The 24,163-nt window shown below is 37.3% G+C and carries 25 protein-coding genes; 11 read left to right on the forward strand and 14 right to left on the reverse strand.

The genetic code is table 11. The features are described from left to right. Positions 1-41 precede the first annotated feature (41 nt). Both ASF86_RS03625 and ASF86_RS03630 read right to left on the reverse strand, forming a co-directional pair. Positions 42-785 carry a molecular chaperone gene (locus tag ASF86_RS03625; RefSeq protein WP_056479528.1) on the reverse strand — a complete coding sequence of 248 codons (744 nt, stop codon included), beginning with the start codon at positions 783-785 and terminating at the stop codon, positions 42-44. A 73-nt stretch (positions 786-858) separates the two neighbouring features. Then, the gene (locus ASF86_RS03630; protein ID WP_004642576.1) at positions 859-1,431 is read right to left on the reverse strand and encodes a fimbrial protein; all 573 of its coding nucleotides are present in this window, start codon (positions 1,429-1,431) and stop codon (positions 859-861) included. Positions 1,432-1,840: 409 nt separating this feature from the next. On the opposite strand from ASF86_RS03630, the gene ASF86_RS03635 reads away from it, so the two are divergent. Further along, a complete protein-coding gene (locus ASF86_RS03635) occupies positions 1,841-2,191 on the forward strand; it encodes a hypothetical protein (protein ID WP_003651376.1) in 351 nt (116 codons plus the stop codon). Positions 2,192-2,254: 63 nt separating this feature from the next. Next, positions 2,255-2,467, forward strand: coding sequence for a hypothetical protein (locus ASF86_RS03640; protein WP_003651378.1), 213 nt, complete (start codon positions 2,255-2,257; stop codon positions 2,465-2,467). 48 nt (positions 2,468-2,515) lie between these two features. On the opposite strand, the gene bioB is transcribed toward ASF86_RS03640, so the two are convergent. Together bioB and queG are read right to left on the reverse strand one after the other, a co-directional pair. After that, complete coding sequence (gene bioB / locus ASF86_RS03645; RefSeq protein ID WP_056479531.1) at positions 2,516-3,505, reverse strand: biotin synthase BioB; 990 nt, start codon at positions 3,503-3,505, stop codon at positions 2,516-2,518. A gap of 93 nt (positions 3,506-3,598) precedes the next feature. Next, a complete protein-coding gene (gene queG, locus ASF86_RS03650; protein ID WP_056481728.1) occupies positions 3,599-4,693 on the reverse strand; it encodes a tRNA epoxyqueuosine(34) reductase QueG in 1,095 nt (364 codons plus the stop codon). A gap of 26 nt (positions 4,694-4,719) precedes the next feature. Between queG and ASF86_RS03655 the strand changes: the two genes are divergently transcribed. After that, positions 4,720-6,177, forward strand: coding sequence for a bifunctional ADP-dependent NAD(P)H-hydrate dehydratase/NAD(P)H-hydrate epimerase (locus tag ASF86_RS03655; protein ID WP_056479538.1), 1,458 nt, complete (start codon positions 4,720-4,722; stop codon positions 6,175-6,177). Positions 6,178-6,184: 7 nt separating this feature from the next. On the opposite strand, the gene ruvC is transcribed toward ASF86_RS03655, so the two are convergent. Beyond that, positions 6,185-6,730, reverse strand: a complete 546-nt coding sequence (gene ruvC / locus ASF86_RS03660; RefSeq protein ID WP_003651385.1) for a crossover junction endodeoxyribonuclease RuvC — start codon at positions 6,728-6,730, stop codon at positions 6,185-6,187. A gap of 239 nt (positions 6,731-6,969) precedes the next feature. Between ruvC and ASF86_RS03665 the strand changes: the two genes are divergently transcribed. Together ASF86_RS03665 and ASF86_RS03670 are read left to right on the forward strand one after the other, a co-directional pair. Beyond that, entirely contained in the window at positions 6,970-7,563 is a 594-nt protein-coding gene (locus tag ASF86_RS03665; protein WP_056479542.1) for a helix-turn-helix domain-containing protein, read from the forward strand. After that, positions 7,560-8,105, forward strand: a complete 546-nt coding sequence (locus ASF86_RS03670) for a GNAT family N-acetyltransferase (RefSeq protein ID WP_056479543.1) — start codon at positions 7,560-7,562, stop codon at positions 8,103-8,105. Before ASF86_RS03665 ends, ASF86_RS03670 begins: the two co-directional genes overlap by 4 nt. A 77-nt stretch (positions 8,106-8,182) precedes the next feature. Here the strand turns inward: ASF86_RS03670 and blaOXA are convergent, their stop codons facing one another. Continuing rightward, the gene (blaOXA, locus tag ASF86_RS03675; RefSeq protein WP_056479546.1) at positions 8,183-9,004 is read right to left on the reverse strand and encodes an OXA-213 family carbapenem-hydrolyzing class D beta-lactamase; all 822 of its coding nucleotides are present in this window, start codon (positions 9,002-9,004) and stop codon (positions 8,183-8,185) included. 496 nt (positions 9,005-9,500) lie between these two features. Between blaOXA and ASF86_RS03680 the strand changes: the two genes are divergently transcribed. Further along, positions 9,501-10,061, forward strand: a complete 561-nt coding sequence (locus tag ASF86_RS03680) for an FxsA family protein (protein ID WP_056479553.1) — start codon at positions 9,501-9,503, stop codon at positions 10,059-10,061. A gap of 64 nt (positions 10,062-10,125) precedes the next feature. Here the strand turns inward: ASF86_RS03680 and ASF86_RS03685 are convergent, their stop codons facing one another. Continuing rightward, entirely contained in the window at positions 10,126-10,320 is a 195-nt protein-coding gene (locus ASF86_RS03685) for a hypothetical protein (RefSeq protein ID WP_056479554.1), read from the reverse strand. Between the two features lie 258 nt (positions 10,321-10,578). Between ASF86_RS03685 and ASF86_RS19850 the strand changes: the two genes are divergently transcribed. Continuing rightward, the gene (locus ASF86_RS19850; protein WP_005041172.1) at positions 10,579-10,827 is read left to right on the forward strand and encodes a hypothetical protein; all 249 of its coding nucleotides are present in this window, start codon (positions 10,579-10,581) and stop codon (positions 10,825-10,827) included. Between the two features lie 123 nt (positions 10,828-10,950). Here the strand turns inward: ASF86_RS19850 and metK are convergent, their stop codons facing one another. Beyond that, positions 10,951-12,117, reverse strand: coding sequence for a methionine adenosyltransferase (metK, locus tag ASF86_RS03695; RefSeq protein ID WP_004642588.1), 1,167 nt, complete (start codon positions 12,115-12,117; stop codon positions 10,951-10,953). A 537-nt stretch (positions 12,118-12,654) separates the two neighbouring features. Between metK and tkt the strand changes: the two genes are divergently transcribed. After that, a complete protein-coding gene (tkt, locus tag ASF86_RS03700) occupies positions 12,655-14,643 on the forward strand; it encodes a transketolase (protein ID WP_056479555.1) in 1,989 nt (662 codons plus the stop codon). A gap of 58 nt (positions 14,644-14,701) precedes the next feature. Here the strand turns inward: tkt and ASF86_RS03705 are convergent, their stop codons facing one another. Further along, entirely contained in the window at positions 14,702-15,109 is a 408-nt protein-coding gene (locus ASF86_RS03705) for an OsmC family protein (protein WP_056479558.1), read from the reverse strand. Between the two features lie 218 nt (positions 15,110-15,327). Here ASF86_RS03705 and ASF86_RS03710 point away from each other — a divergent pair, with 218 nt between their 5' ends. Further along, positions 15,328-15,909, forward strand: coding sequence for a YceI family protein (locus ASF86_RS03710; protein ID WP_005041161.1), 582 nt, complete (start codon positions 15,328-15,330; stop codon positions 15,907-15,909). A 43-nt stretch (positions 15,910-15,952) separates the two neighbouring features. Here ASF86_RS03710 and ASF86_RS03715 read toward each other — a convergent pair whose 3' ends face one another. Beyond that, the gene (locus ASF86_RS03715; RefSeq protein ID WP_056479561.1) at positions 15,953-16,543 is read right to left on the reverse strand and encodes a lecithin retinol acyltransferase family protein; all 591 of its coding nucleotides are present in this window, start codon (positions 16,541-16,543) and stop codon (positions 15,953-15,955) included. Between the two features lie 194 nt (positions 16,544-16,737). On the opposite strand from ASF86_RS03715, the gene ASF86_RS03720 reads away from it, so the two are divergent. Next, the gene (locus ASF86_RS03720; protein ID WP_056479564.1) at positions 16,738-17,484 is read left to right on the forward strand and encodes a phosphodiester glycosidase family protein; all 747 of its coding nucleotides are present in this window, start codon (positions 16,738-16,740) and stop codon (positions 17,482-17,484) included. Between the two features lie 35 nt (positions 17,485-17,519). Here the strand turns inward: ASF86_RS03720 and ASF86_RS03725 are convergent, their stop codons facing one another. The 4 genes from ASF86_RS03725 to putA all read right to left on the reverse strand — a co-directional run bounded on the left by ASF86_RS03725 (position 17,520) and on the right by putA (position 23,522). After that, positions 17,520-17,750, reverse strand: coding sequence for a hypothetical protein (locus tag ASF86_RS03725; protein ID WP_056479569.1), 231 nt, complete (start codon positions 17,748-17,750; stop codon positions 17,520-17,522). 249 nt (positions 17,751-17,999) lie between these two features. Beyond that, positions 18,000-19,085, reverse strand: a complete 1,086-nt coding sequence (gene trmA, locus ASF86_RS03730) for a tRNA (uridine(54)-C5)-methyltransferase TrmA (protein WP_056479571.1) — start codon at positions 19,083-19,085, stop codon at positions 18,000-18,002. Between the two features lie 106 nt (positions 19,086-19,191). Next, on the reverse strand, positions 19,192-19,665 hold the full coding sequence (locus ASF86_RS03735) for a GrpB family protein (protein WP_056479572.1): 474 nt from the start codon (positions 19,663-19,665) through the stop codon (positions 19,192-19,194). Positions 19,666-19,769: 104 nt separating this feature from the next. Continuing rightward, positions 19,770-23,522: a trifunctional transcriptional regulator/proline dehydrogenase/L-glutamate gamma-semialdehyde dehydrogenase gene (putA, locus tag ASF86_RS03740; RefSeq protein ID WP_056479575.1), complete on the reverse strand. Its 3,753-nt coding sequence runs from the start codon at positions 23,520-23,522 to the stop codon at positions 19,770-19,772. Positions 23,523-23,647: 125 nt separating this feature from the next. On the opposite strand from putA, the gene ASF86_RS03745 reads away from it, so the two are divergent. Next, positions 23,648-24,136, forward strand: a complete 489-nt coding sequence (locus ASF86_RS03745; RefSeq protein ID WP_003651419.1) for an Lrp/AsnC ligand binding domain-containing protein — start codon at positions 23,648-23,650, stop codon at positions 24,134-24,136. Positions 24,137-24,163: the final 27 nt, after the last annotated feature.

Here is a 24,163-nt window from a genome sequence, read left to right on the forward strand (position 1 = left end):
TCATGATAGGTATTTAGGTTTTCTTAAGTAATACAGTAAGGTTAGAACTTTATTGGGTGCTCAACTCTTCCACCATAATCATTGATATATACAAAGCTTATATCTGCTAAATTTTTATTTTTTAGTTTTATCTTATCTTCGGAAAAAGGGGCAACCATTAATCCTTGCTGTAATAAGTCTGTTTTATGGCCTTCACTTCCTTGAAAAATGGAGCTAATAGTCAGGAAAAAGGGTGTCGGGTTCTTCACTACTAGATATTGATCATTCATTTTCCATTGGACTTTCTCACTTAGTTGCTCAATATTCTCTTTTAGATTTATAGGGCGATAAAAAAATTTAATGCGCGAACGAACAGCAAGCTGTAAAAAATTATTAGAAATAGAAGTGTTTGGGTCTTGTTGAGTTTTTCCTTCCGGTTTAGGAGGTATATCTAAAACATTAAGCCAAAAAATAGATTCTTGTTGCTGATTTAATTGAGACGTATTAGGTAGAGCTGTAATTCTTAAGGTCTGGCCTTTAGTCGCTTCTACTCGTGAAATCGGGGGAGTAATAATGAAGGGCACATTTGCTTCATCAGGAGTCAACTTTGCATTTCCATCATCGATCCAAGCTTGAACAAGAGAGGGAGCTGTACCGTTATTACTCAGTTGCAAGGTGATCTCACGTGCATTTGAAGGATAAATGACACGAGTTCCATGTAAAACAATTTCAGTATGCCCTGTGGTAGTCAGTGCTACCTGTAGACAAACTAATCCCCAAAAAAACTTACGACCACGAAAAAGCATGAGTCATATTCTCAATAATGAATAATAGATAGGAGATAGCTTCTATCTTTAAATAGAAGCTTCAATTTTAATTTTATTGATAAATAATGGTGTATTTTACTTGCGATGTTACCGTACCCGCAGTAGAAGCACCTGTAGCATAGTATTCAGCATAATAGTTAAGGTCAGCATCACCACCTGCCGAAACATTCACCCATTGTGAGTTGGTCTGAGCCGCATTCGTGCCTGTAGCGAGTACAGGGATTACAGCATTATTACTGCCTAGCAACTGGATATTCACGTTTGTTGCGCCGCCTGAAGTTGCTTGGTTTAATAAACGACCAGTATTAAAGTCAACGGTAGCACCCGGTTCAAAATAGGTGGCTACTTTACCAGCCGAAGCACAGTTCGTTAAATTAATTTGAAATGGGGTGCGACCAGCTACATCACCTGCATTTTTTAAGGTTTGAGATGAAACTGTAGGCAGGTTAATTGTTAGATTTTTATCCCCAGTATCAATCGTACAAGTATTATCTGTGACAAGACCATTAATGGTAATTGTGCCATCTGCAGCTTGTGCATTTGTTATATTTAAGAGAGAAACCGCCGCCATAAAAATAAATCTTTTCATAAAATCCCCAGAATAGCCTTTTAAAATAAATTCCATTACTTTTCAGTAAGTTTGTTCTGCTTAAGTAAGGCGAAGAAAATATATCACTTTTCAACCAAAAAACAAGAAAAACATTATATTTATATATATTTTGATTGGTTTTTTTTATTAATAAATATTTTTGAAATATATTTTTTATCAGTTGGTAAAATAATGTGTGATTCATTTTTAAAATAAAATGAAAAAACTCGTAATATTTAAGTAATTGTATTTTATTAAATTAATCTAACGTTAAAGAATTTAAGATGGAAGTTGTCTATATTTTTGATTTAACTTAATGTTTTTTAACAATAAAGTTGTTTTTAATTTATCTTGTTAATATATTTGTTTTTTTAAGAATTTTTTAAGATTCAATTCCTACTGTTTTAGTTGTAATTTAATAAAAGATAATCTGGAGTTCCGTTCCATGAATAGTATGAAGTATAGCTATAAACCTAATTACTTTTTCTTTGCTCATAAGCTAGTTTTGTTTTTAAAGGATTATCTCATTAAGCATCCAACTGAGCAGGAGACAACATTTAACTTACAAACGATTTATGACATCTTTAGTCATGATCTTGCTTCAAGTACAACTAATCTTGAGGGTATCTTAAATATTGCAGATGAATACGTCTTTGAAACAGAAGAAGGTTTACTTCCATTGATCAGTAAACACTCTGTTAATCTCAAGAATCATGTACTTTCTTTGGAATTTTCACCACAAGCTTTGACAAGCTTATTGTCGGGTCGTTCTTTAGTGAACCCTAAAGCAGCTTAGATTCTCTTTTAAGGTAGAGTTAACTCATATAAAATTCATAAAATTTATTTTTAAGAGTTGTTTATGAGTAAAGACTTTAAGGCCTTAACTTATATTGTGGATGATAATATAGCGGATACAGTGACTTGGCTTTTACACCATCAAGATGTTTTTGATTCTTTTAATTTTGATGTATTGAGCCAAGAGCTGTCTGTAACACATGCAGCAGGAAAAGACATTATTCGAGTCGGTACATTTCTTAATGCCACTTATGGAATTTTAGTTACTTCTGTTTAAATAAAAAAGCCCTGATTCTTCAGGGCTTTTTTATTTTACTGCCTTGAGTTATGCGCTCATAGCATTTACTGATAAATCAGCAACTGTTGGTTTTGGTTTTTCTGCGGTTAAACCTAGTTTATTAAACAACGCTTGGTCTTTACCTTCACCTGCATTTGGTGTGGTGAGTAATTTATCACCAGAGAATAATGAGTTTGCGCCTGCCATAAATGCTAATGCTTGATCTGAATTACTTAATGACTCACGACCAGCAGATAAACGAATATAGCTATGCGGCATAATAATGCGCGCAACAGCAATAGTACGTATCCATTCAATTACATCAAGCTTCTCAACATCTGCTAACGGCGTTCCTTCAATTGGAACAAGCATGTTAATTGGTACAGATTCAGGATGAATTGGTAGGGTAGCTAATTCATGTAATAAACCAACACGGTCATCACGGCTTTCGCCTAAACCTACAATGCCACCACTACAAACTTTCATGCCAGCTTGGCGAACATAATCTAGGGTATTTAAACGATCATCAAAAGTACGCGTGCTAATGATGTGTGAGTAGTACTCACGAGATGTATCTAGGTTGTGATTGTAATAATCTAAACCAGCAACTTGTAGGCGCTCTGCTTGAGATTGGTTAAGCATGCCTAAAGTCATACAGGTTTCTAAACCTAAAGCTTTTACTTCACGTACCATTTCTAAAACATAAGGCATATCGCGCTCATGTGGGTTACGCCAAGCTGCACCCATACAAAAACGTGAAGAACCTGAATCTTTTGCAGCTTTTGCTTCGCTAATCACTTTTTCTACAGCAATACGTTTTTCTGCTTCTAGTTTTGATTCGTAATGTGCTGATTGTGAGCAGTACTTGCAATCTTCAGGGCATTTACCAGTTTTAATCGATAAAAGGGTGCTGACCTGAATCGCATTGGCAGTGAAGTGCTCGCGATGTACTTGCTGAGCCTTGAAAACTAAATCCAAAAAGGGTTGTTCATATAAAGCTTGGATTTCTTCACGATTCCAATCATTACGTAGAGTCATTGTCATATCCATGATGATGGCATTAATTCACTACACATAATCATACAGAATTCGTATTAAAGCTATAGGGCAAAAAACATCATTTTTTTAATTTCATGACTGAAGTTGATTAAGTTGTTGTTCAATTGCCCAATCAATATGCACGTTGACAATATCATCATGCAAAATCTTGCCATTTTGTAGTTGAGCTACAATTTCCTTTGAATAAGGAGCATTTCCTAAACCGATGGCAATATTACGTTTAAAAGATTGATAACCTGTCCGGCGGATTGGGCTGCCTTCCGTATTTGCCAAAAACGTAGCTTCATCCCATTGCCAGATATCGAGTAGGCTGATGCTGTCTAAACTATTTCTAGGATTGAAATCGCTAATGGACGCAGTTTTGGCAAAACTGTTCCAAGGGCAAATTAATTGACAGTCATCACAACCAAAAACTCGGTTACCAATACCAGCACGTAATTCTTCAGCAATAATTCCTTTATATTCGATTGTTAAATATGCGATACAACGCCGTGCATCGAGCATATAAGGTTCAACAATCGCTTGCGTCGGACAAATATCAATACAAGCACTACATGAACCACAATGAGAGGTCGTTGGGCCATCAAAAGGTAAATCGAGTGATGTAAATAGTTCACCCAATACAAAAAAAGAACCTGACTTTTTGTGAATAAGCAAAGTATGTTTACCCGTCCAACCCATTCCAGCACTTTCAGCCAATGATTTTTCAAAAATAGGGGCTGAATCAGCGAAAGGACGTGATTCAAAATCACCAACTTTTTCATGAATTCGTGTGGCTAAAGTTTTCAATCGTCCCCGCATTACTTTATGGTAATCACGGCCACGTGCATAACGAGCAATAATCGCAGAATTTGGTTCGAAAGGTACATATCGAGGTTTTGGAGATTCGACAAGATAGTTCATGCGAACGCAGATAATACTTTTTGTGCCAGGAACTAATAATGTTGGATCAGCCCGCTTTTCTAGATTTTCTTCTAAATAGGTCATATCTGCATGATAGCCACGTTCAAGATACTCTAAAAAACGCGGCATTTGCTCTTGAGCATCTGGTTTTGCAATGACACAATCAGCAAAACCCAAGTCTAAAGCTTGAGCCTTGATCCATGCTTTTAATTCATGAAGATCAAGTTGTTGCACCGTAATGCGTGATGTATCGGAAGATGTCATAAACCAAAACAGAAGAGGATAATAATATGCAGACGGTAGTTTACCATAGCGATGATATTCAAGCATGGGAGCAACGCTGGTTTGCTGCGCAAAACTCATCATTAGGTTTAATGCAACAAGCGGCTTGGTCAATTGCTCAACAGTTAATTGAACTTTTTAAAGAGCAGTCTATTAAAAATATTGCTGTTTGGTGTGGGCAAGGCAACAATGCTGGTGATGGTTATTTTATAGCAGCTTATTTAAAGCAAGCAGGTTGGAATGTTCAAATCTTTGCATCCGAAGTAGGGGCTTCAGCAGATTTACATCAAGCTGTGCAATTTGCAAAAGATCAACTGATACAAATTCATCAAGGTTTTGAACTCGCAAAGCATTTTGATTGCCATATTGATGCTTTATTTGGTATTGGTTTAAATCGAGAATTAAACATTCATTGGCAACAGGCTATTCAACAATTTAATGGACAAACGGGCCTAAAAATTTCTGTTGATATACCCAGCGGTTTGCAGGCAAATACAGGATGTACTTTACCTTGTGCAATAAGGGCTGATCATACATTTACAGTTTTAGGACTTAAAGCCGGATTATTTACAGGTCAAGGCAAAGAATACACAGGCGAGCTTCATTTAATTGATTTAATTCCTATAGACCAAGAGCTGAAACCGTTAGCCTATTTAACAGCAACAAATATTAAACTTCCTAAGCGTATGGCATTTGGTCATAAAGGCAGTTATGGGCATGTTTTAGTCGTTGGTGGGCATGAACAAATGGGCGGTGCTGTAATTATGGCTGCCGAGGCTGCTTTTCATGCAGGAGCAGGTAAAGTCACGGTGGTTTGTCATCAAAACCATCATCAGGCTATTTTGGCTCGTTCACCAAATATTATGCTTCGTGATATTAATGGCTTAAATGAAAAGTCTATTAAAGACATTTTATCTCAGGTTGATGCAGTATGTTTTGGGATGGGTTTGGGGCGTGATGATTGGGCAAAGCAGATCTACCAACAATGGTTTAATTTATTAAATCAGAGTGAAGATCTGGAAATTGTTTTAGATGCAGATGCTTTATGGTTTCTAGCAAAGCAACCTCAAAAATTGAATGCACATATTTATTTAACACCTCACCCTGGAGAAGCTGCAACATTGCTTGAGTGTTCTACTACTCAGATTGAGAATGACCGAATCTCTGCGATTTATGCTTTACAACAAAAATATGCAGGGCAGTGGGTGCTTAAAGGAGCAGGTAGTCTGATTTTAGAAGATACTCTTTATATTTGTACCCAAGGGAATGCTGGTATGGGAACTGGAGGGATGGGCGATGTACTAGCAGGAATGATTGCAAGTCTAAAAGCACAATTCCATAAGGCAATTGCATTACATGAAATTGTTACCCTTCATGCTCAGGCCGGTGACCAGCTTGCAAAACAAGGTATGCGTGGTTTACAGGCTTTTGAGATGAATCAGGCAATTATTCAAGTCGTGAACTAATAAAGCTTTAACGTCTACGACTGCTAGAGCGGCTTCGTCCACGTGCCATACCACCTAAGGCATTAAGGACCGACAGTTTGCTCATACTTCCAGATGCATGAGCATGGCAAATTGCTGCTGCTAGTGCATCTGCGGCATCTGCTTGAGGTTTAATGGTCAGGTTAAGTAATCGCATAACCATCATTTGTACTTGTTCTTTGTCTGCGGCTCCATAACCTACAACAGATTGTTTAATTTGGCGCGCAGTATATTCTGCAACTTGCAAATCTAAATTAACCAAAGCGGCTATTGCTGCACCACGTGCTTGACCAAGTTTTAGAGCCGAATCGGGGTTTTGGGCCATAAACACTTGCTCAACGGCAGCTTCAGTTGGACCATGAAATTTAACAATACGTTCAATACCAGCAAAGATACGTTTTAAGCGTTCGGGCATTTCCTTAGTTTCTGTTCGAATAGTACCTGCATCGATAAAACGTAGTTTGCTCCCATCTTTTTCTATGATTCCATAACCTGTTAAGCGTGAACCAGGGTCAATCCCAATAATCAAAGACATGCGAAGGCTTACATAAATAATTTAAAGCTATTGTTACATACCAAAATATGATCTGCATGAGTTATTTAAGCAAGTTACTTATGAATGGTTATTTTTCGTTTTTTTAATAGATTCTATTTGGGTTACTACAAAGAATAGTTTTCAAGATTTCTAAAAAAGATAAAATTCTTTAATAATTGACACGATTCTAGTTTAGTGGAATATTTGTCTATAATTTTGGAATTTGAATTTTGGGGTGTATGGAAGATATTAATATCCGTATTGCACAGCAAGTACGTGAACTGCGTTTAGCTCGTGGATATACTCTTGATGTTCTTGCTACACGATGTCAGGTGAGCCGTTCTGCAATTTCGTTAATTGAAAGAGGTGAGGCCAGCCCAACAGCGGTTGTTCTTGAAAAGCTAGCAAATGGTTTAGATGTACCTTTGACTCAACTCTTCGCTAACCAGCAAGGTAATCAATCACCTCAGCCTATTGTTCTGCGCAGTCAACAATCACAATGGAAAGACCCAGAAACAGGTTATATTCGCCGTCAAATTTCACCTCCAAATTGGAAGTCCTCATTTCAAATTGTTGAAATTGAATTTCCCCCTCACTCACGAATTACTTATGAAATTAGTGAAACTTCCAAGGTGGTACAACAGCAACTTTGGGTAGTTGAAGGGAAAATTGATATTCAATTAGGTGAATCTTCTTATGCTTTAAGCACAGGGGATTGTTTGGCAATGCAACTAAACCAGCCCGTTATATACAGTAATAATTCATCTCAAGTCGCTCGCTATATTTTAGTCGTCTCTAGTCAACTCGTCTCTGTCGTTAAGGAATCTTTATGACCTATGCCCTCGATTCTAATTTTCGTTTAATTGATTGTAATGAAGCAGAACATTCAGTGGCTATATTAGAGATTCTGAATGAAGCAATTATCAATTCTACCGCTCTATATGATTATTTCCCGCGCTCTGAAGAGTCGATGAAAAACTGGTTCTCGGTTAAAAGACAAAATAGTTTTCCCGTGATTGGTATTGTTGATGAGACTGACAAGTTATTGGGTTTTGCGAGCTGGGGAACCTTTAGGGCTTTTCCTGCCTATAAATATACCGTTGAACATAGTATTTATATTCATCATGAGCATCGTGGTTGTGGGTTAAGCAAAATTTTAATGCAAGAGTTGATTAAGCGTGCTCAAGAGGCTGAGCTACATGTATTGATAGGCTGTATTGATGCGACCAATCAGGCAAGCATTGGTTTACATGAAAAAATGGGCTTTATCCATGCAGGTACTTTTAAACAGGTCGGTTTTAAGTTTGGACAATGGTTGGATGCCGCTTTTTATCAGTTAAATTTAAATACGCCACAGCAGCCAGTTGATGGGTAAATAATAAAGCTCAAATCTCTAGTTTAAGAAAATAGCCCAGTTTGTGATGAAATAAAAACAGGGCTATAGAGCCTAAATTATAAAATACCGAGTTGTTCTAATCCTTTATAAGCAATTTCTTTTCGGATAGAACTAGGAGTTCCTTTTTTCATTTCTAAATTAAGTGAAAATGCCACAATTTCTCCTTGTGGTTGAACGACCCAGCCTGTTAGCCAACCAACTTGTGGTTCAACATCCCATCCCCAACCACTTTTGGCATAAATTTTACTTCCATTTTTTTCCTCTATGAACACCATTGATTGAACTTGTTCTTGTACATCTTGGATAAATGGAAGCGTTTTATGGGCTAATTGATAAGCAAATTGGGTTTCTTGTTGAGGTGTAATTTTTAGAGGGCCAACGAGCCAAAAATTATCTACTTTTGAACCAATGTTAGCATTACCAAAACCAACTCGTTTCACCTCTTTGGACATAAGATCTAGACCAATTCGTCGGGCTAATTCTTGGTAAACTGGAATCGCAGAAGCTTTCATGGCATCGCCCAGTGTCATGTCCTTTTCCCAATCAGGAAATAAGCGTTTTTGTCCATCCCATTTAAACACTTCAGTTGTAGTTGCCTTATGATGTTCAAGTCCAATTAAAGCATTTAACATTTTAAAGGTAGAGGCGGGAACATAGGCGGTCGATGCTCTTTTAAGATCATTGCCATAAATTTCTTCTGTTTGTCCTCGCTTAATCACCAAAACACCCGTGGTCTGTGCCTGATCAAACAGTGATTTAATTTCTTCTGAATTTTTATTGGCAGAAATAGAGTGTATTTGATGTTGTTTTACCGTATTGGAAGAACAGGAGGATAAAAATAGGATACTTGTTGCAGCGATAAGGGCTTTTTTATACATAATCTGACTAAGTTTAATTTGAAGTATTGCTAATTAATTTAACTTGAATAAGACTGTCTTTAGATAGGTAAAATGTAAGTTATCTAGAAAGATTGATATATCGGTATTGCTTTTAAAGTCCTCTAAAAGTAACGCATAAACAAAGGAATGCTCCTAACTTTGCTAAGCAAATAAGACTTTATTTGACTAAAGAAGTGCTTTTTTGAACGAATTCTCACTTAAATAAAGTAAAAAAATTAAAATCTGATTGAAGTGGCACTTGATAAAGTTGATACAGCACTCATTAATAATAAAGCATGTTTGTTTTTATCGAGTTAAAATCAAATGTACTCCAGTATTGCAGACTCTTGCCGGTGCGATAGTTTTTGTTAATTTTTAGAAATTAGACAGAACAATCAGAGCTAAGGGGAATGCTTAATCCTTATTTGCAACTTAGATAAGGTTAGGTCAAATAAAACTGCAATGAATTTTCTTTTTGAGATAGATAAAGTTTTACATGAATTTACTTCTTATTGTAGTTCTGGGCGCGATTGTTGAAATTGCCGTATGGATTGGCGTAGCACAGTTCATCAGTGGATGGTATGTGTTCTTTTGGTTCATTATTGCTTTCTTTATTGGTTTGGGGCTTATTCGCAGAAGTACTGCCGGTATTATGCCTCAATTACAGCAAATGCAGATGACAGGCCAGCTAGGTAGTGATCCAACAGTAACTAAAAAACTTGCTTATGCTTTTGCAGGTTTCTTATTAATGTTGCCGGGTCTTGTATCAGATGTTTTGGCTGTTTTAATTTTGATTCCTGGTGTTCAAACCGCATTTCGTAATATAGCGATGAGAACTCTTGCAAAACGCCAACAAGCTATGATGAATAAAATGATGGGTGGTATGGGCGGTAATGCTTCGGGACAAAATCCATTTGCTGATTTAATGCGTCAAATGCAAGATATGCAGAACCAGCAGGGTGGTGGTCAAGGCCAATACCATGATTCAAACATTATTGATGGTGAAGCGCGAGATGTTACCCCAGACCACAAAAAAATAGAGCATAAAAATAAATAAGTGTGTTCTGAATATGAAAAAGCTTAAACCTCATGGGTTTAAGCTTTTTTTTATTCTTAAATTATTATTTATTCTGGCAATCTGAACTCGATGAATTAATATCATCCATTTCTAATTTAGTTTCTTCTTGTGGTTTTGACTGCGGTTGATATTTATTTGAAGGTAGAGCGGTTTGCTTGTTTTCAGATTGTTGATAACCTCGACTTCGGTTGGCTCTTTCGCGAAAGCCACCTTTATTAATGAGCTGTGTATCTGACATACATTGACCTAAAATGTGAGATTATTCGCTTATTTTAGCAAATTTGACAAAATATCAAAATAAGAAAAATAGTGCCAAAAAAATAATATTTAACTTATCTTTTTGTATTTTAAAAATATTTTTTAATTGACTCAATTGTTCATTCAGATTGAATTATCTTTTCATTTCACATAGGATAAATATAAAGGATGTATAAATTAAAAATGTAGCAAACCTATTAAAACAACAACGGTTGAAATGAGGGAAGGAGGGTTACCTATGCTATATCAATACCATTGTGCGTGTTGCGACAAAGTTGTGGCATCAACTGATAAATCATGTCCATATTGTGGTTCGCAACATATTCGAAGCCCGTATGGTTTGTGGATATTTTGTGTGATGGCTTGTCTAGCGGTTGTCGTTGTATTTAAAGTTGTCCATATTTATGTTCAGAACCACCAAGATACTCCGACTCAGTCAACAATACTTGATGTGCTAAATCAGGATGATAAAACGACAAGACAATAATTTTATTCACAGTTACAAATGATATGGCATCAAGGATGGTTGCTATAAGAGTAAACCCTACATACTATGAAATTTGAATTGTAAAAAAGCCCGCTCATTGGCGGGCTTTTTTATGAAATTCTATTAGAGGCCAGCAGCATCTTTAAGGGCATCAACTTTATCAGTTTTTTCCCATGTAAATGCAGTGTCTGATCCTTCGCGACCAAAGTGGCCATAAGCCGCAGTTTGTTTATACATTGGCTGAATAAGGTCCAGCATACGAGTAATACCAAACGGTCTTAAATCGAAATGATCACGTACAAGTTGAATAATCAGCTCATCAGAAACTTTTGCTGTACCAAAGGTATTAATTGAAATAGAAGTAGGTTCTGCTACACCAATTGCGTAACTCACCTGAATTTCACATTTGTCAGCAAGACCAGCTGCTACAATATTTTTTGCAACATAACGACCTGCATATGCAGCAGAACGGTCAACTTTAGATGGATCTTTACCAGAGAAAGCACCACCGCCGTGACGAGCCATACCACCATAGGTATCAACAATAATTTTACGGCCTGTTAAACCACAGTCACCCACAGGCCCGCCAATAACGAACATGCCAGTTGGGTTGATATGGAACTTAGTAGCAGCATGGAACATTTCAGCAGGAATGATCGGCTTGATAATTTCCTCAATGATCGCTTCTTTAAGCTGGCTTTGAGTAATTTCAGGATCATGTTGAGTAGACAAAACGACAGCATCTAGACGTACAGGCTTGCCATTTTCATATGCAAAAGTAACTTGGCTTTTTGCATCTGGGCGTAACCATGGAAGTGCGCCTGAGCGACGAAGTTCAGCCTGACGTTCCATTAAACGGTGTGCATAAGAAATCGGAGCAGGCATTAACACGTCTGTTTCACGGCTTGCATAACCGAACATCAAACCTTGGTCACCTGCACCTTGATCTTCAGGTTTTTGACGGTCTACACCTTGTGCAATCTCTGGTGATTGTTTACCAATCATATTGATTACAGCACATGTTGATCCATCAAAGCCAAGATCAGAGTGGTGGTATCCAATACCGTTAACGGTATGACGAACAACAGCTTCAACATCAATATTAGCAGTCGTTGTTACTTCACCAGCAAGTACAACAGCGCCTGTTTTTACCAGTGTTTCACAAGCAACACGTGCGTATGGGTCTTCTTTTAAGATTGCATCCAAAATAGCGTCGCTAATTTGGTCGGCCATTTTATCAGGATGACCTTCGCTTACAGATTCCGAGGTAAAAACAGCGTACTCGCGCATGAAAGTCCTATCTTGGTTATTTCAAAAGACATAATATGTTACATCGACTTGAGCTTGAGGACCAGTTCATACTGACCAAAAAGCATGAATTTGTTTCATTTATACTGTGTTTTAATTGATAAGTGTATTAGTAAAATTGATATAAAGAGTATTTATTTAAAGTATTGGTATTTTAATAATTTGTTATTAGTGCGTTTTTTAGACATATGACTTAACAAAAAGATGATGCCTTACAAGTCGGATTTTAAAGAAAAGAAACATGATGGACCTAGGTAGAGATTTCAAAATATTTTATCTATATATCAAACTCTAATAGAACTGCCTGCTCGCATATTGGAGCAGTATTTAAGAAATGAGCACTGTTTTGTATAACTTAAAGGTCCAAATGTTTTTTGTGTAACCAAGAAACGGTTAAAAATAAAGAAATATACTATGTTGGGGTTTACCCTCAGCCTTTTTTTTAAGACAATATAGCGGCATTGAATTGTTATTCATCTTCTTCTTTTCATCAATCTATTAAAATTGGATTCTGATCTTATGGCGACCCCTTTAAACGAACGTCGTATTGCAAATGCAATTCGTGTATTGGCAATGGATGCTGTGCAACAGGCAAACTCAGGGCATCCTGGTGCTCCAATGGGGATGGCAGATATTGCTGACGTCGTCTGGCGCGAGTTTTTAAATCACAACCCAACTAATCCACAATGGGCAAACCGCGACCGTTTCGTTTTATCAAACGGCCATGGCTCAATGTTGCAATACGCTTTGCTTCATTTAACAGGTTATGATCTTTCAATTGAAGATTTAAAACAGTTCCGTCAATTACATTCAAAAACTCCTGGTCACCCTGAATATGGTTATGCACCAGGTATCGAAACAACGACTGGTCCTTTAGGTCAAGGTATTGCTAATGCTGTTGGTTTTGCCTTAGCAGAAAAGACTTTAGCTGCCCAGTTCAATAAAGATGATTTAAAAGTTGTAGACCATTTCACTTACTGTTTCTTAGGTGATGGCTGTTTAATGGAAGGTATTTCTCACGAGGTATGTTCTTTAGCAGGTACTTTACAACTTGGTAAATTGATTGCTTATTATGATGATAATGGCATTTCAATTGATGGTGAAGTAGAAGGCTGGTTCAGCGATGACACAGAAGAGCGTTTTAAAGCCTATGGTTGGCAAGTTCTTCGTGTAGATGGTCATGATGCTGATGCGATTCGTCAAGCAACAATCGAAGCAAAAGCTGAAACTCAAAAACCAACCATTATTATGTGTAAAACCATTATTGGTTTAGGTTCACCAAATAAGCAGGGTAAAGAAGACTGTCATGGTGCACCATTAGGTAAAGATGAGATTACTTTAACTCGTAAAGCATTAGGTTGGATTGAAGAAGCATTTGTTATTCCTGCTGACATATATGCTGCATGGGATGCCAAAGCAAAAGGTAGTAAGGCTGAAGCAGCTTGGGATGCGGTATTTGCACAGTATCAAGCAAAATATCCAACTGAAGCAGCTGAGTTACTTCGTCGTATTAGTGGTGACTTACCAGCAGAATTTGCAGCGCAAGCAGATGCATTCATTCGTGAAACAAATGCGAAAGGCGAGACAATCGCAACACGTAAAGCAAGCCAAAACACATTACAAGCATTTGGTCCTTTATTGCCTGAATTGCTAGGTGGTTCTGCTGACTTAGCGGGTTCTAACTTAACGCTTTGGAAAGGTTGCCAAGGTATTCAAGAGAACCCAGCTGGTAACTACGTATATTATGGCGTACGTGAGTTCGGTATGACTGCAATTGCCAATGGCGTTGCATTACATGGTGGTTTTGTTCCTTACGTTGCAACATTCTTAATGTTTATGGAATATGCGCGTAATGCAGTACGTATGTCTGCATTGATGAAACAACGTGTAATTCATGTTTATACACATGACTCAATTGGTTTGGGTGAAGATGGTCCAACTCACCAACCAATCGAACAAATTGCTTCTTTACGTGGTACACCTAACCTAAATACATGGCGTCCTGCTGATACTGTTGAAACTGCTACTGCATGGAAATCTGCTTTAGAGCGTAAAGATGGTCCTACAGCACTCATTTTCTCTCGTCAAAACTTACCATTCCAAACACGTTCTGAAGAACAAATTCAAAATGTTGCAAAAGGTGGTTATGTTCTTGCTCAAGAAAAAGGCGAATTAAAAGCAATTATTATTGCAACTGGTTCTGAAATTTCTTTAGCAATGGAAGCTTATGCTCAACTTGACGGTGTGCGTGTAGTTTCTATGCCATGTGCAGAAGAATTTACGAAACAAGACGCTGCATATCGTGAAGCTGTATTACCAGCTCATATCCGTGCGCGTGTTGCGGTTGAAGCTGCTCATGTTGACTACTGGTGGAAGTTTGTTGGTCTTGATGGCAAAGTAATTGGTATGACAACTTATGGTGAATCTGCACCAGCAAAAGATTTGTTCCAATTCTTTGGTATTACAACTGAAGCTGTTGTTGCAGCAGTAAAAGAATTAACTGCTTAAATATTGAAGTAGTGTAAAAAAGCGCTCCATTAGGGAGCGCTTTTTTATATTTGAAAGGTTAAATGCTAAGTTCGGTTTGAATATTAATTTGAGAAGTGAGTAATTTATGAATAGGGCAGTTCTCGGCAACTTTTAATAAACGCTTGTGTTGGTCTTCACTGAATTCACCTTTAAGCGTGATGTGGCGTTCAATATTATTTTGGCCTTTCTCTGGTTCACCATTTGGGTTTAATACTAAATCAACTTGAACATGATCAAGCTTAATACCTTTAAGATTCGCATACATTTCTAGTGTAATGGTGGTACAAGCGCCTAACGCAGACAGTAAGATCTGAACTGGGTTTGGAGCAGTATCTAGACCACCTTTGTCTGTAGGTTCATCAGCAAACCATTGGTGACCCGATGGGTCGGTCAGAGTTACTCGATATGGAGTGGAAGTACTTTGTGCTTGAGCAGTATTAGCCATGTTTTACCTTGTTATTGATCAATAAAGTCGAAGTAAAAACGAATTAATTTGAGAGTTCGGAAACGGTATGACAACACCGATATCTTATAATATTGTTTTTAAATAATAACTGTAACGCTTTTATTGTTGCATGGATGAAACATATCGTTTTATAAAGAATAGTGAATTAAATTACTTGATGTATACACTAATGACTATATCAATAAAGGATACGAAAAATGCATCTTAAAACACTAAGCTTTGGTTTGGCAGTAGCATTGGCTAGTTCAGTTACTTTAGCTGCGCCAGTGGACTACAAAATTGATCCTACACATACAGCTACTGTTTTCTCGTGGAATCACTTTGGTTTCTCTACTCCAAGCGCTAACTTCTCGGATATCCAAGGTGTAATTAAAGTTGATAATGCTAAACCAGCAAACTCATCTGTAAATGTGACTATTCCTTTAAGCAGTGTAAATACAAACGTTCCTGCTTTGGATAAAGAGTTCCAAGAAGAAGCTTGGTTTAATGCTGCTAAATATCCAAACATTACGTTTAAAAGTACTAAAGTTGAAACTAAAGACAAAAAGCACTTTAAAATTACTGGTGACTTAACCGTTAAAGGTGTAACTAAGCCTGTGGTACTTGACGCTGTTTTAAACAAGCAAGGCGAACACCCAATGGCAAAAGTTCCAGCGATTGGTTTTAATGCTACAACTTCATTCAAGCGTTCTGACTTTGGTCTAGGAAACTATGTGCCTAATGTTGGTGATAAAATCACTGTAAACATTACGACTGAAGCAAAAGTTGATAAAAAATAAGTTATAAGTTTTCTAAAAGCCCTCATATTTGAGGGCTTTTTTATTAAATTGGTTCTTTTTTATCTGGATCTATAAACACTAAGGGGACTGAAGGATCAATATTCCTTTTTTCAGATTTTTCTCTAAGAAATTGATAAGTAGGGACCTTCATTTTTGCCTGATCACGCAATTTCTTTTTAATATAAAGAACAAGAGCAAAACATGTCGTTGCAACAGTGAGCATCATCCCATTCATATAGCTCATGATTGAACTTACATAACCAATGGTCGTTAATCGATGCATCATACGTTCAACTTGGGTGCTACTTTCGATTCCGGTAATTGCCCAACTACATAAATGTTCACAGTTATTAATAATTAGATGGTAGTGGTTTTCATGCATACGTGAACGCATCCGGCGCACGACAGCTCTTCCTTTATAGCGTGGCGTGTCATAAGAGCGAACATGTATTTTTTTATCATGCGAGAATGCATCTATTGAGGTAATTTCAATGGGGCGTTTTTTGATGAAATGCGCTAAGCCTGAATAATGGATGACTCGACCTCTCCCAGCGTATATACCATGATGGCTATAGCCGAGATGCTTTACGATGAGATGAGCCCCTAAAGGGTAGCGCTTATTCGGTTGTTGCATGCTTACGCTGATCCAATAAAGTGTAAAAGGCTTTTATTGAAAAGCTGCTAATTATTATAACCAATATCAGCAATGTGGAGTGTATTGATTACGTCGAATGGATGAGTTTGGTACATATCCAATTATAATTGTGTTTATTGTATATAATTTAAAGATTTAATATGAAGAAAAAATGTCATGTCTGGTGGTATTAAATGAAATGGTTGATGTGGTGCTTAACTATATATGGGCTTTTGATTCAGTCTGTCTATGCGATAGAACACCAGCAAGTTAAAACAGCGGAAGGCGACCAATATGATGTGGTTGCAATTAGCAATTTAAAACAGTTACGCTTGTTTCTTAAGAATTCTAATAATCAGCAGTATTACAAAAGCTTTAACAATGTTCAGGAACATTTAAAGCAATGTGAGCGACTTTCTTTCGCAATGAATGCAGGGATGTTCCATCCGGGATTTTCTCCAGTAGGGCTGTATGTTGAACAAGCTAAGGTGATTCAGCCACTAAATAAAAGTAAAGGATTTGGAAATTTCTTTTTGCAGCCTAATGGGGTGTTAAGTTGGAATAAAAAGCAGGCCTTCATTTTAACAACGCAGCAATACAGTCGCCGAGATTTCAACGTTGATTATGCGACACAATCTGGCCCGATGTTAGTGATTGATGGAAAGATAAATTCCCTTTTTTTACCAGATTCTCAATCAAATAAAATTCGTAATGGAGTCGGTATTCGAAATAATAAACTCTACTTTGTAATATCGAAGAATAGTGTGAGTTTTTACAAGTTTGCTCAGTTCTTTCAAAAAAATCTTAAGGTAGAGCAGGCTTTATATCTTGATGGTTCTATTTCTAGTTTATATGTTCAAAAAGACAAGCGTAATGATCAACAATTTGAAATGGGACCAATTGTTGGTTGGGTAGATCAGACAGAGTGTAGATTAAAGTGAAATATAAAAAAGCCAGTACAAGACTGGCTTTTTAATTAATGGATAGATGGTTTTGGAGTGAGTTCATTCAACTCTTTTCGGCTATAACCACGGGAAATAAGAACTTTCTTTATTCCCTTAATGACATCTTCATCTGTTGCTAGTGCAAGAGCACTTAGAAGTTGTTCATTTGTTTTACATGAGCAGTCATTTTCAACACAAGCAGTTTGGTTTTTATGCTCGTTATGCTGTTGATCTGCTAAGAACAGCTTTTGCCAAAAACTCATAGAGCCTTCATATACAATCTAACATAGCTCGAAATATAGCCAATTTAAAATAAAATACAAGTCTCTATAAGTGATAAATCCACCAATTGAACTCGAGAATTTTCGATAGGAATGCGTGAGTTAAACGAAATTATGACGGATAGATGACTTGATATTTTTTGAAAATTTAAATACTTAAACAAAAAATCATTAAAAAATAAGGAGGTATGTAACCCCCTTTGATTTTAAATTTACAATGAAAGATTTTGTTTAAATCTTCTCAAGTAATACACCTGATTCCACATGATGGGTATATGGGAACTGATCGAATAATGCAAACTTGGTAATACGATGAGTTAAACCTAATATTTTTATGTTCTCATACAATGTATCTGGATTACATGAAATGTAGATAATCCGTTCAAAACCTTGTAAAAGTTTTAAAGTTTCATCATCAATCCCTGCGCGCGGGGGATCAACAAATACGGTATCAAAGTCATAACTTTGGATATCAATATTTGCTTCTTGTAAGCGGCGGAATTCGCGCTCACCCTGATAGGCTTGAGTAAATTCTTCAGCTGAAAGACGGGCTACTTGAATATTATCAATCTGGTTTTGCTCGATGTTCCATTGAGCAGCATAAACGGAAGATTTTGCAAGTTCTGTTGCTAGAACACGTTCAAACTTTAAAGAAAGAGGAAGAGTAAAGTTACCATTACCACAATAAAGTTCTAGTAAGTGTTTTTTCGATCCTTCAGCTGCATCACACGCCCATTGCAGCATTTTTTTGCAAACTTGTGCGTTCGGCTGAGTAAAACTACTTTCGATTTGTTTGTATTTAAATGAACGATTTAAAAGCTCAAATTCTTCTACGACAAAATCATCGCCAATAATAATTTTTTGACCACGACTACGACCCATAATCTTAATGTCTAACTTCTCAGCAAGCGCTTTAGCTGCTTGTTCCCATTCTTGATCAAGTTTACGGTGATAGATTAATGTAACTAACATTTCCCCGCTAAGTGTTGCAAGAAAATCAGCTTCAAATAAACGGCTCGAAAGTTTAGGTTCTGCTTTGAGTTCTTCCAAAAGTTTTGGCATTAAATCATTAATGCTTTCGTCTGCAATGGGGAATTCATCAATGCGTAAAACGGTTTTTTGTTTGTCATCATCGTTACGTTCAAACATGGCATAGAACATGTCATTTTCTGTATGCCAGATACGAAACTCAGCACGCATACGGAAATGTTGTTCAGGTGACTCAAACACTTCTAATGTAGGTGGAGTAAATTCAGAAAATTGGGCAGTAATGCGGTCAATTTTAGTTTGAAGTTGTTGATGATAAGAAGAGGTCATAGACAAAGAAAATTTAGACAGAATCAAATAGTGAATGGTATCAAAAAAAACGGGCTTACAGGAGCCAATTTTAGCTAGATATCAATAAGGATGACTGTCGTTAAAATTATGGATGTTTCAAAATGCGAGTAATAAAATCTGATTTTATTGTTCTATATTGATCGTGATCTAAATGACTACACTGTAATTTTAATTGATTATATTCATCGACCAGTGCTGGAGAAGTGGTAAGCTTATTTCTAAATGTTAAGAAAAATGTGAACTTTGAACCTGTAGCTACAATTTGAAAAGCAACATCATCGTTATTGAGTGACTCAAGCATACAAAGTTCATGTGTTCTTAGCGTATTTTGCTTTTCTATAAAGTTAAGAGTTTTTAACCCTTCAATTGCAACTTCAAACTGCTCAGGCTTAACTTCAATATAAATATCTAAATCACCCTTTGAAATTGCATTCGGTATTGAAGATGAACCAATATGCTCAATTCTGACAAATGGTAGTAGTGTTGAAATATCTTTTTGATATGAATTAAAAAGTTGAGCGCATTTTTTTTGATATTGTTCTGGTTCTAAAAAGATCATTATTAGAATCTCGAATTGATAAAGTTTATATATTTAAGAAAAGATTACTTTATTAAATAAAAAAGCCCAAATGCTAGATTTGGGCTTTTTTAGAAACTTACGTATTAATCAGACATTGTCATTAAGCTTGCATTACCACCAGCAGCAGCTGTATTCACACTAATTGCACGTTCAATTACTAAACGTTCAAGTGGAATAGTCTCATTTGGCTCAACATGTGTAATACCCACAATTGCACCAGAACGAGTAGCAACTTCTTGCTGTAATGAGAAGATTTCTTCGCGGTTACCATGATGTAAAACTGCATCAAAATCATCTGAACTGATGTTTTTAATAACACGAATTGCATCTAATACATCTTTTGGCAATGTTTGTTTATATTTGGCCAATAATGGACTATTTGGCATTACCGCAGCTTGGCTACCAACTGCAAAAATTGCGAGCAATTGATGCAACTGATTTTGTTCTGTGTCAGCGATTGAAAGAACACGATGACGTGGCAAAATAATATATTGGTTACTTTCCCCAGTAGGGCCTTGTAACTCATAGAATTTACCAACACCAAATGGTTCAATTTCGCGATTTTCTTGCGGTAAATGCTGTTTCGCCCAATTTTGTAAGCTCTGATAAACTTCACGGTTAAAGCCTTCAAAAGCAGTTTGTTCATTTTTCATGGCAAACGGGGTTGCCAATACTTTATTTGAACAATGTTGCATTAAGCGATACATGTAAAGCGGACCACCAGCTTTTGGACCTGTACCAGATAAACCTTCACCACCGAATGGTTGAACACCAACAACAGCACCAACAATATTTCGGTTGATATAAAGGTTACCAACTTCAGCATGTTGAATCACTGTTTGGATCGTTTGATCAATACGGGTGTGTAAACCCATTGTTAAACCATAACCTTTGGCATTAATTCGCGAGATGAGTTGCTCAAGCTCGCCATACTTATAGGTAATGATGTGTAAAACTGGACCAAAGACTTCACGTTGTAAATCATCAAGGTTAGGTAACTCAATTGCTGTTGGTACAACAAAAGTTCCTTTATCTAATTCATTCTGGCTCGTTGCGCCAAACATTAGCTGATGTACTGGATAGCCTTTAGACTTCATTTTTTGGATGTGCTGATCAATCGTCTGTTTTGCTTCAACATCAATAACAGGACCAATGTCAGTTTTTAAAATGGCAGGGTTACCTACGCTCAACTGTTGCATTGCACCTTTAAGCATTTTAATAACGGTTGCAGCACTGTCTTCTTGCACACATAAAATACGTAAAGCAGAGCAACGTTGACCAGCGCTATCAAAAGCTGAACTTACAACATCAAGTACGACTTGTTCAGTTAAAGCTGATGAGTCCACAATCATTGCATTTTGACCACCAGTTTCTGCAATGAGGGGAATTGACTGGCCATTTTCAGATAAACGTTTTGCAACTGTCTTCTGTAAAATTTTTGCGACTTCAGTTGAACCTGTAAACATAATGCCATCGATACGATTATCTTGGCTAAGCTGAGCACCAACTGTTTCACCACGACCTGGCAATAACTGCACAGCGCCATGAGGAATACCAGCTTCCCATAAAATTTGCACTGCTTGAGCTGCAATTAATGGAGTCTGTTCGGCTGGTTTAGCAATAACACAGTTACCGCTGACTAATGCAGCCGCGATTTGGCCTGAGAAAATCGCAAGAGGGAAGTTCCATGGGCTAATACAAAGTACAGTACCTAAAGGCTGAATGATTGTATTAGCTGGAAGGTTCTCAACTTGAGTTGCGTAGTAACGTAAGAAATCTACAGCTTCACGAACTTCAGCAATCGCATTGGCATAGGTTTTACCACTTTCACGGCAAAGCAATACCATTAACTCTTCAATACGGCTTTCCATCAGGTCAGCTGCACGTTTTAAGTATTGAGCACGTTGATCTTTAGGAGTATTAGCCCATTCAGACTGAGTTTGTTCAGCTGCATTAAGTGCAACTTCTACATGCTTTAGATCAGCTTCTTGTACATGCCCAACAATTTCATCATTTTGTGCTGGGTTTGTAATTGCAACAGAATTACCTTGTTCTAAAGAACCGTTATCTGCCAATAACGGATGGCTTTGCCAGATACGGTTACGCAGTTGTTGAGCTGTGCTGTCTAAAGCTTCAAGTGGAGCATCATTAGCTAAATCATATCCTTTAGAGTTTTTACGGAGCGAGCCATACATGTCTAAAGGCAACGGAATAGATGGGTGTTTTAAGCCAACTGAACCTTCAAGTTTAGCTGCATTGCGAATATCGTAAATTGGAGACTGAATCAGATCTTCAACTTTAAGTGTTTTATCGGCAATACGGTTAACAAATGAAGTATTTGCACCATTTTCAAGTAAACGGCGAACTAAGTAAGCCAACAAAGTTTCATGGTTACCAACTGGAGCATAAATACGGCATGGTACGCCTAATTTATTTTGCTCACGTGGGCCAACAACTTGTTCATAAAGTGGCTCACCCATACCATGTAAACATTGGAACTCGTACTGACCAGCATAATATTTGCTTGGATCAGCTAAATGATAGATCGTTGCTAACGTTTGAGCATTATGAGTTGCAAATTGCGGATAGATGAACTCTGGTGCTGCAAGTAATTTTTTAGCACAAGCGATATAAGATAAATCCGTATGCACCTTACGAGTGAAGACAGGATAGTCATCCATACCTTCGATTTGTGCTTTCTTGATTTCGCTATCCCAATACGCACCTTTCACAAGACGGATCATGAGGCGTTTTTGGCTGCGCTTAGCAAGATCAATAATATAATCAACTACGAAGAAACAGCGTTTTTGGTACGCTTGAATAACGAAGCCAATACCTTTCCAGTTCGCAAGTTCCGGTTCGAAGCAAAGACGTTCAAGTAATTCAAGAGAAATTTCTAAACGTTCTGATTCTTCTGCATCGATATTTAAACCGATGTTGTATTGTTTTGCTAAAAGAGCGAGTTCGAATACTTTGCCGTAAAGTTCCTGATGAACACGTTCAATTTGCGCGCGTTGATAGCGAGGGTGTAGAGCAGAAAGCTTAATTGAAATACCAGGGCCATCATAAACACCTTTACCGTTAGACGCTTTACCAATTGCATGGATGGCTTGTGTATAATCATTGAAGTAACGTTCAGCATCATGTTCGGTTAGAGCAGCTTCACCCAACATGTCGTAAGAATAGCGGAAACCTTTGTCTTCAAGTACTTTTGCATGGTCTACAGCTTCTTCAATGGTTTCACCAGTAACAAACTGTTCACCCATCATACGCATTGCAACATCGACTGCTTTACGAATAATGCCACGGCCACTACGTGCTAAAAGGCCAGTAAGTACACTTGAAAGACTAGTTTGCTTTGGTGTTTCCATGAGCTTACCAGTCAGCATAAGGCCCCATGCAGCAGCATTTACAAACATTAAGCTGCTTTGGCCAACGTGTTCTTTCCAGTTGCCTTGATTGATTTTATCTCGAATAAGTAAATCACGTGTTGCTGAGTCTGGAATACGAAGCAAAGCTTCAGCAAGACACATTAAAGCCACGCCTTCTTGTGAAGAAAGGGAGAATTCTTGTAGTAACCCTTGAACAATACCTGCTTTACCCGAAGAAGTTTTACGTTCACGTAAGTTATGGGCAAGATTAAAGGCAAGGTCATAAATTTTATGATCTAAATCATCAGATACCGCGGCAGCTTGTAATAACTCTTCTACAGCTTCTGGTTCAGCACGACGCCAAGCTGTGTTAATGCGTTGTTCAAACTCACTTTTATCGTTGAATTCGGTGATATAGCCTTGGTGAGATTTATCCATTTGATGAAAAGTATCCATTGTATTCATATCTGTTTCCGCCAACTAGCTCTCATACTATTTATCTTGAGTAGAGAGGTTTAGATAATTTATCATTACAGAAGAAACACCGAATAACTCACTATATTTATCCCATTTTTTAGAGGAAAATTCAGATGAATGGCCCATTATTAAGCCTTGATCGCACTGATTTAAAAATTTTGGATATTCTTCAAACAGATGGGCGTATTTCGAACAGTAAATTAGCCGAACTTGTGAATTTGTCTCCAACTGCTGTGATGGCACGAGTCCAAAAGCTAACGAAGGATGAATTCATCTTGGGATATGAGGCTAAGTTAAACCCTGTTAAGTTAAATGCTAATTTTTTGGTGTTTGTTGAAGTATTACTGGATAAAACGACACCTAATGTTTTAGATGAGTTTATTGATGCTGTGGTGCATTATCCGGAAATTGTTGAGTGTCATATGGTCAGTGGGGGCTTCGATTTTTTAATTAAATTACGAAGTGCCAGTATGGAAGAGTTTAGACGTATTGCAGGGCAAGTGTTATGGCAGTTGCCTGGGGTAAAAGAAACCCGTAGTTACCCAGTGATGCAAGTCGTGAAGGATACTTCAAAAATTAAAATCAAAACTAAAAATAAATAAAGGGGCCGAAGCCCCTTAGTTTATTTA

It is taken from the genome of Acinetobacter sp. Leaf130 (assembly GCF_001423205.1).
GTDB lineage: Bacteria > Pseudomonadota > Gammaproteobacteria > Pseudomonadales > Moraxellaceae > Acinetobacter > Acinetobacter calcoaceticus.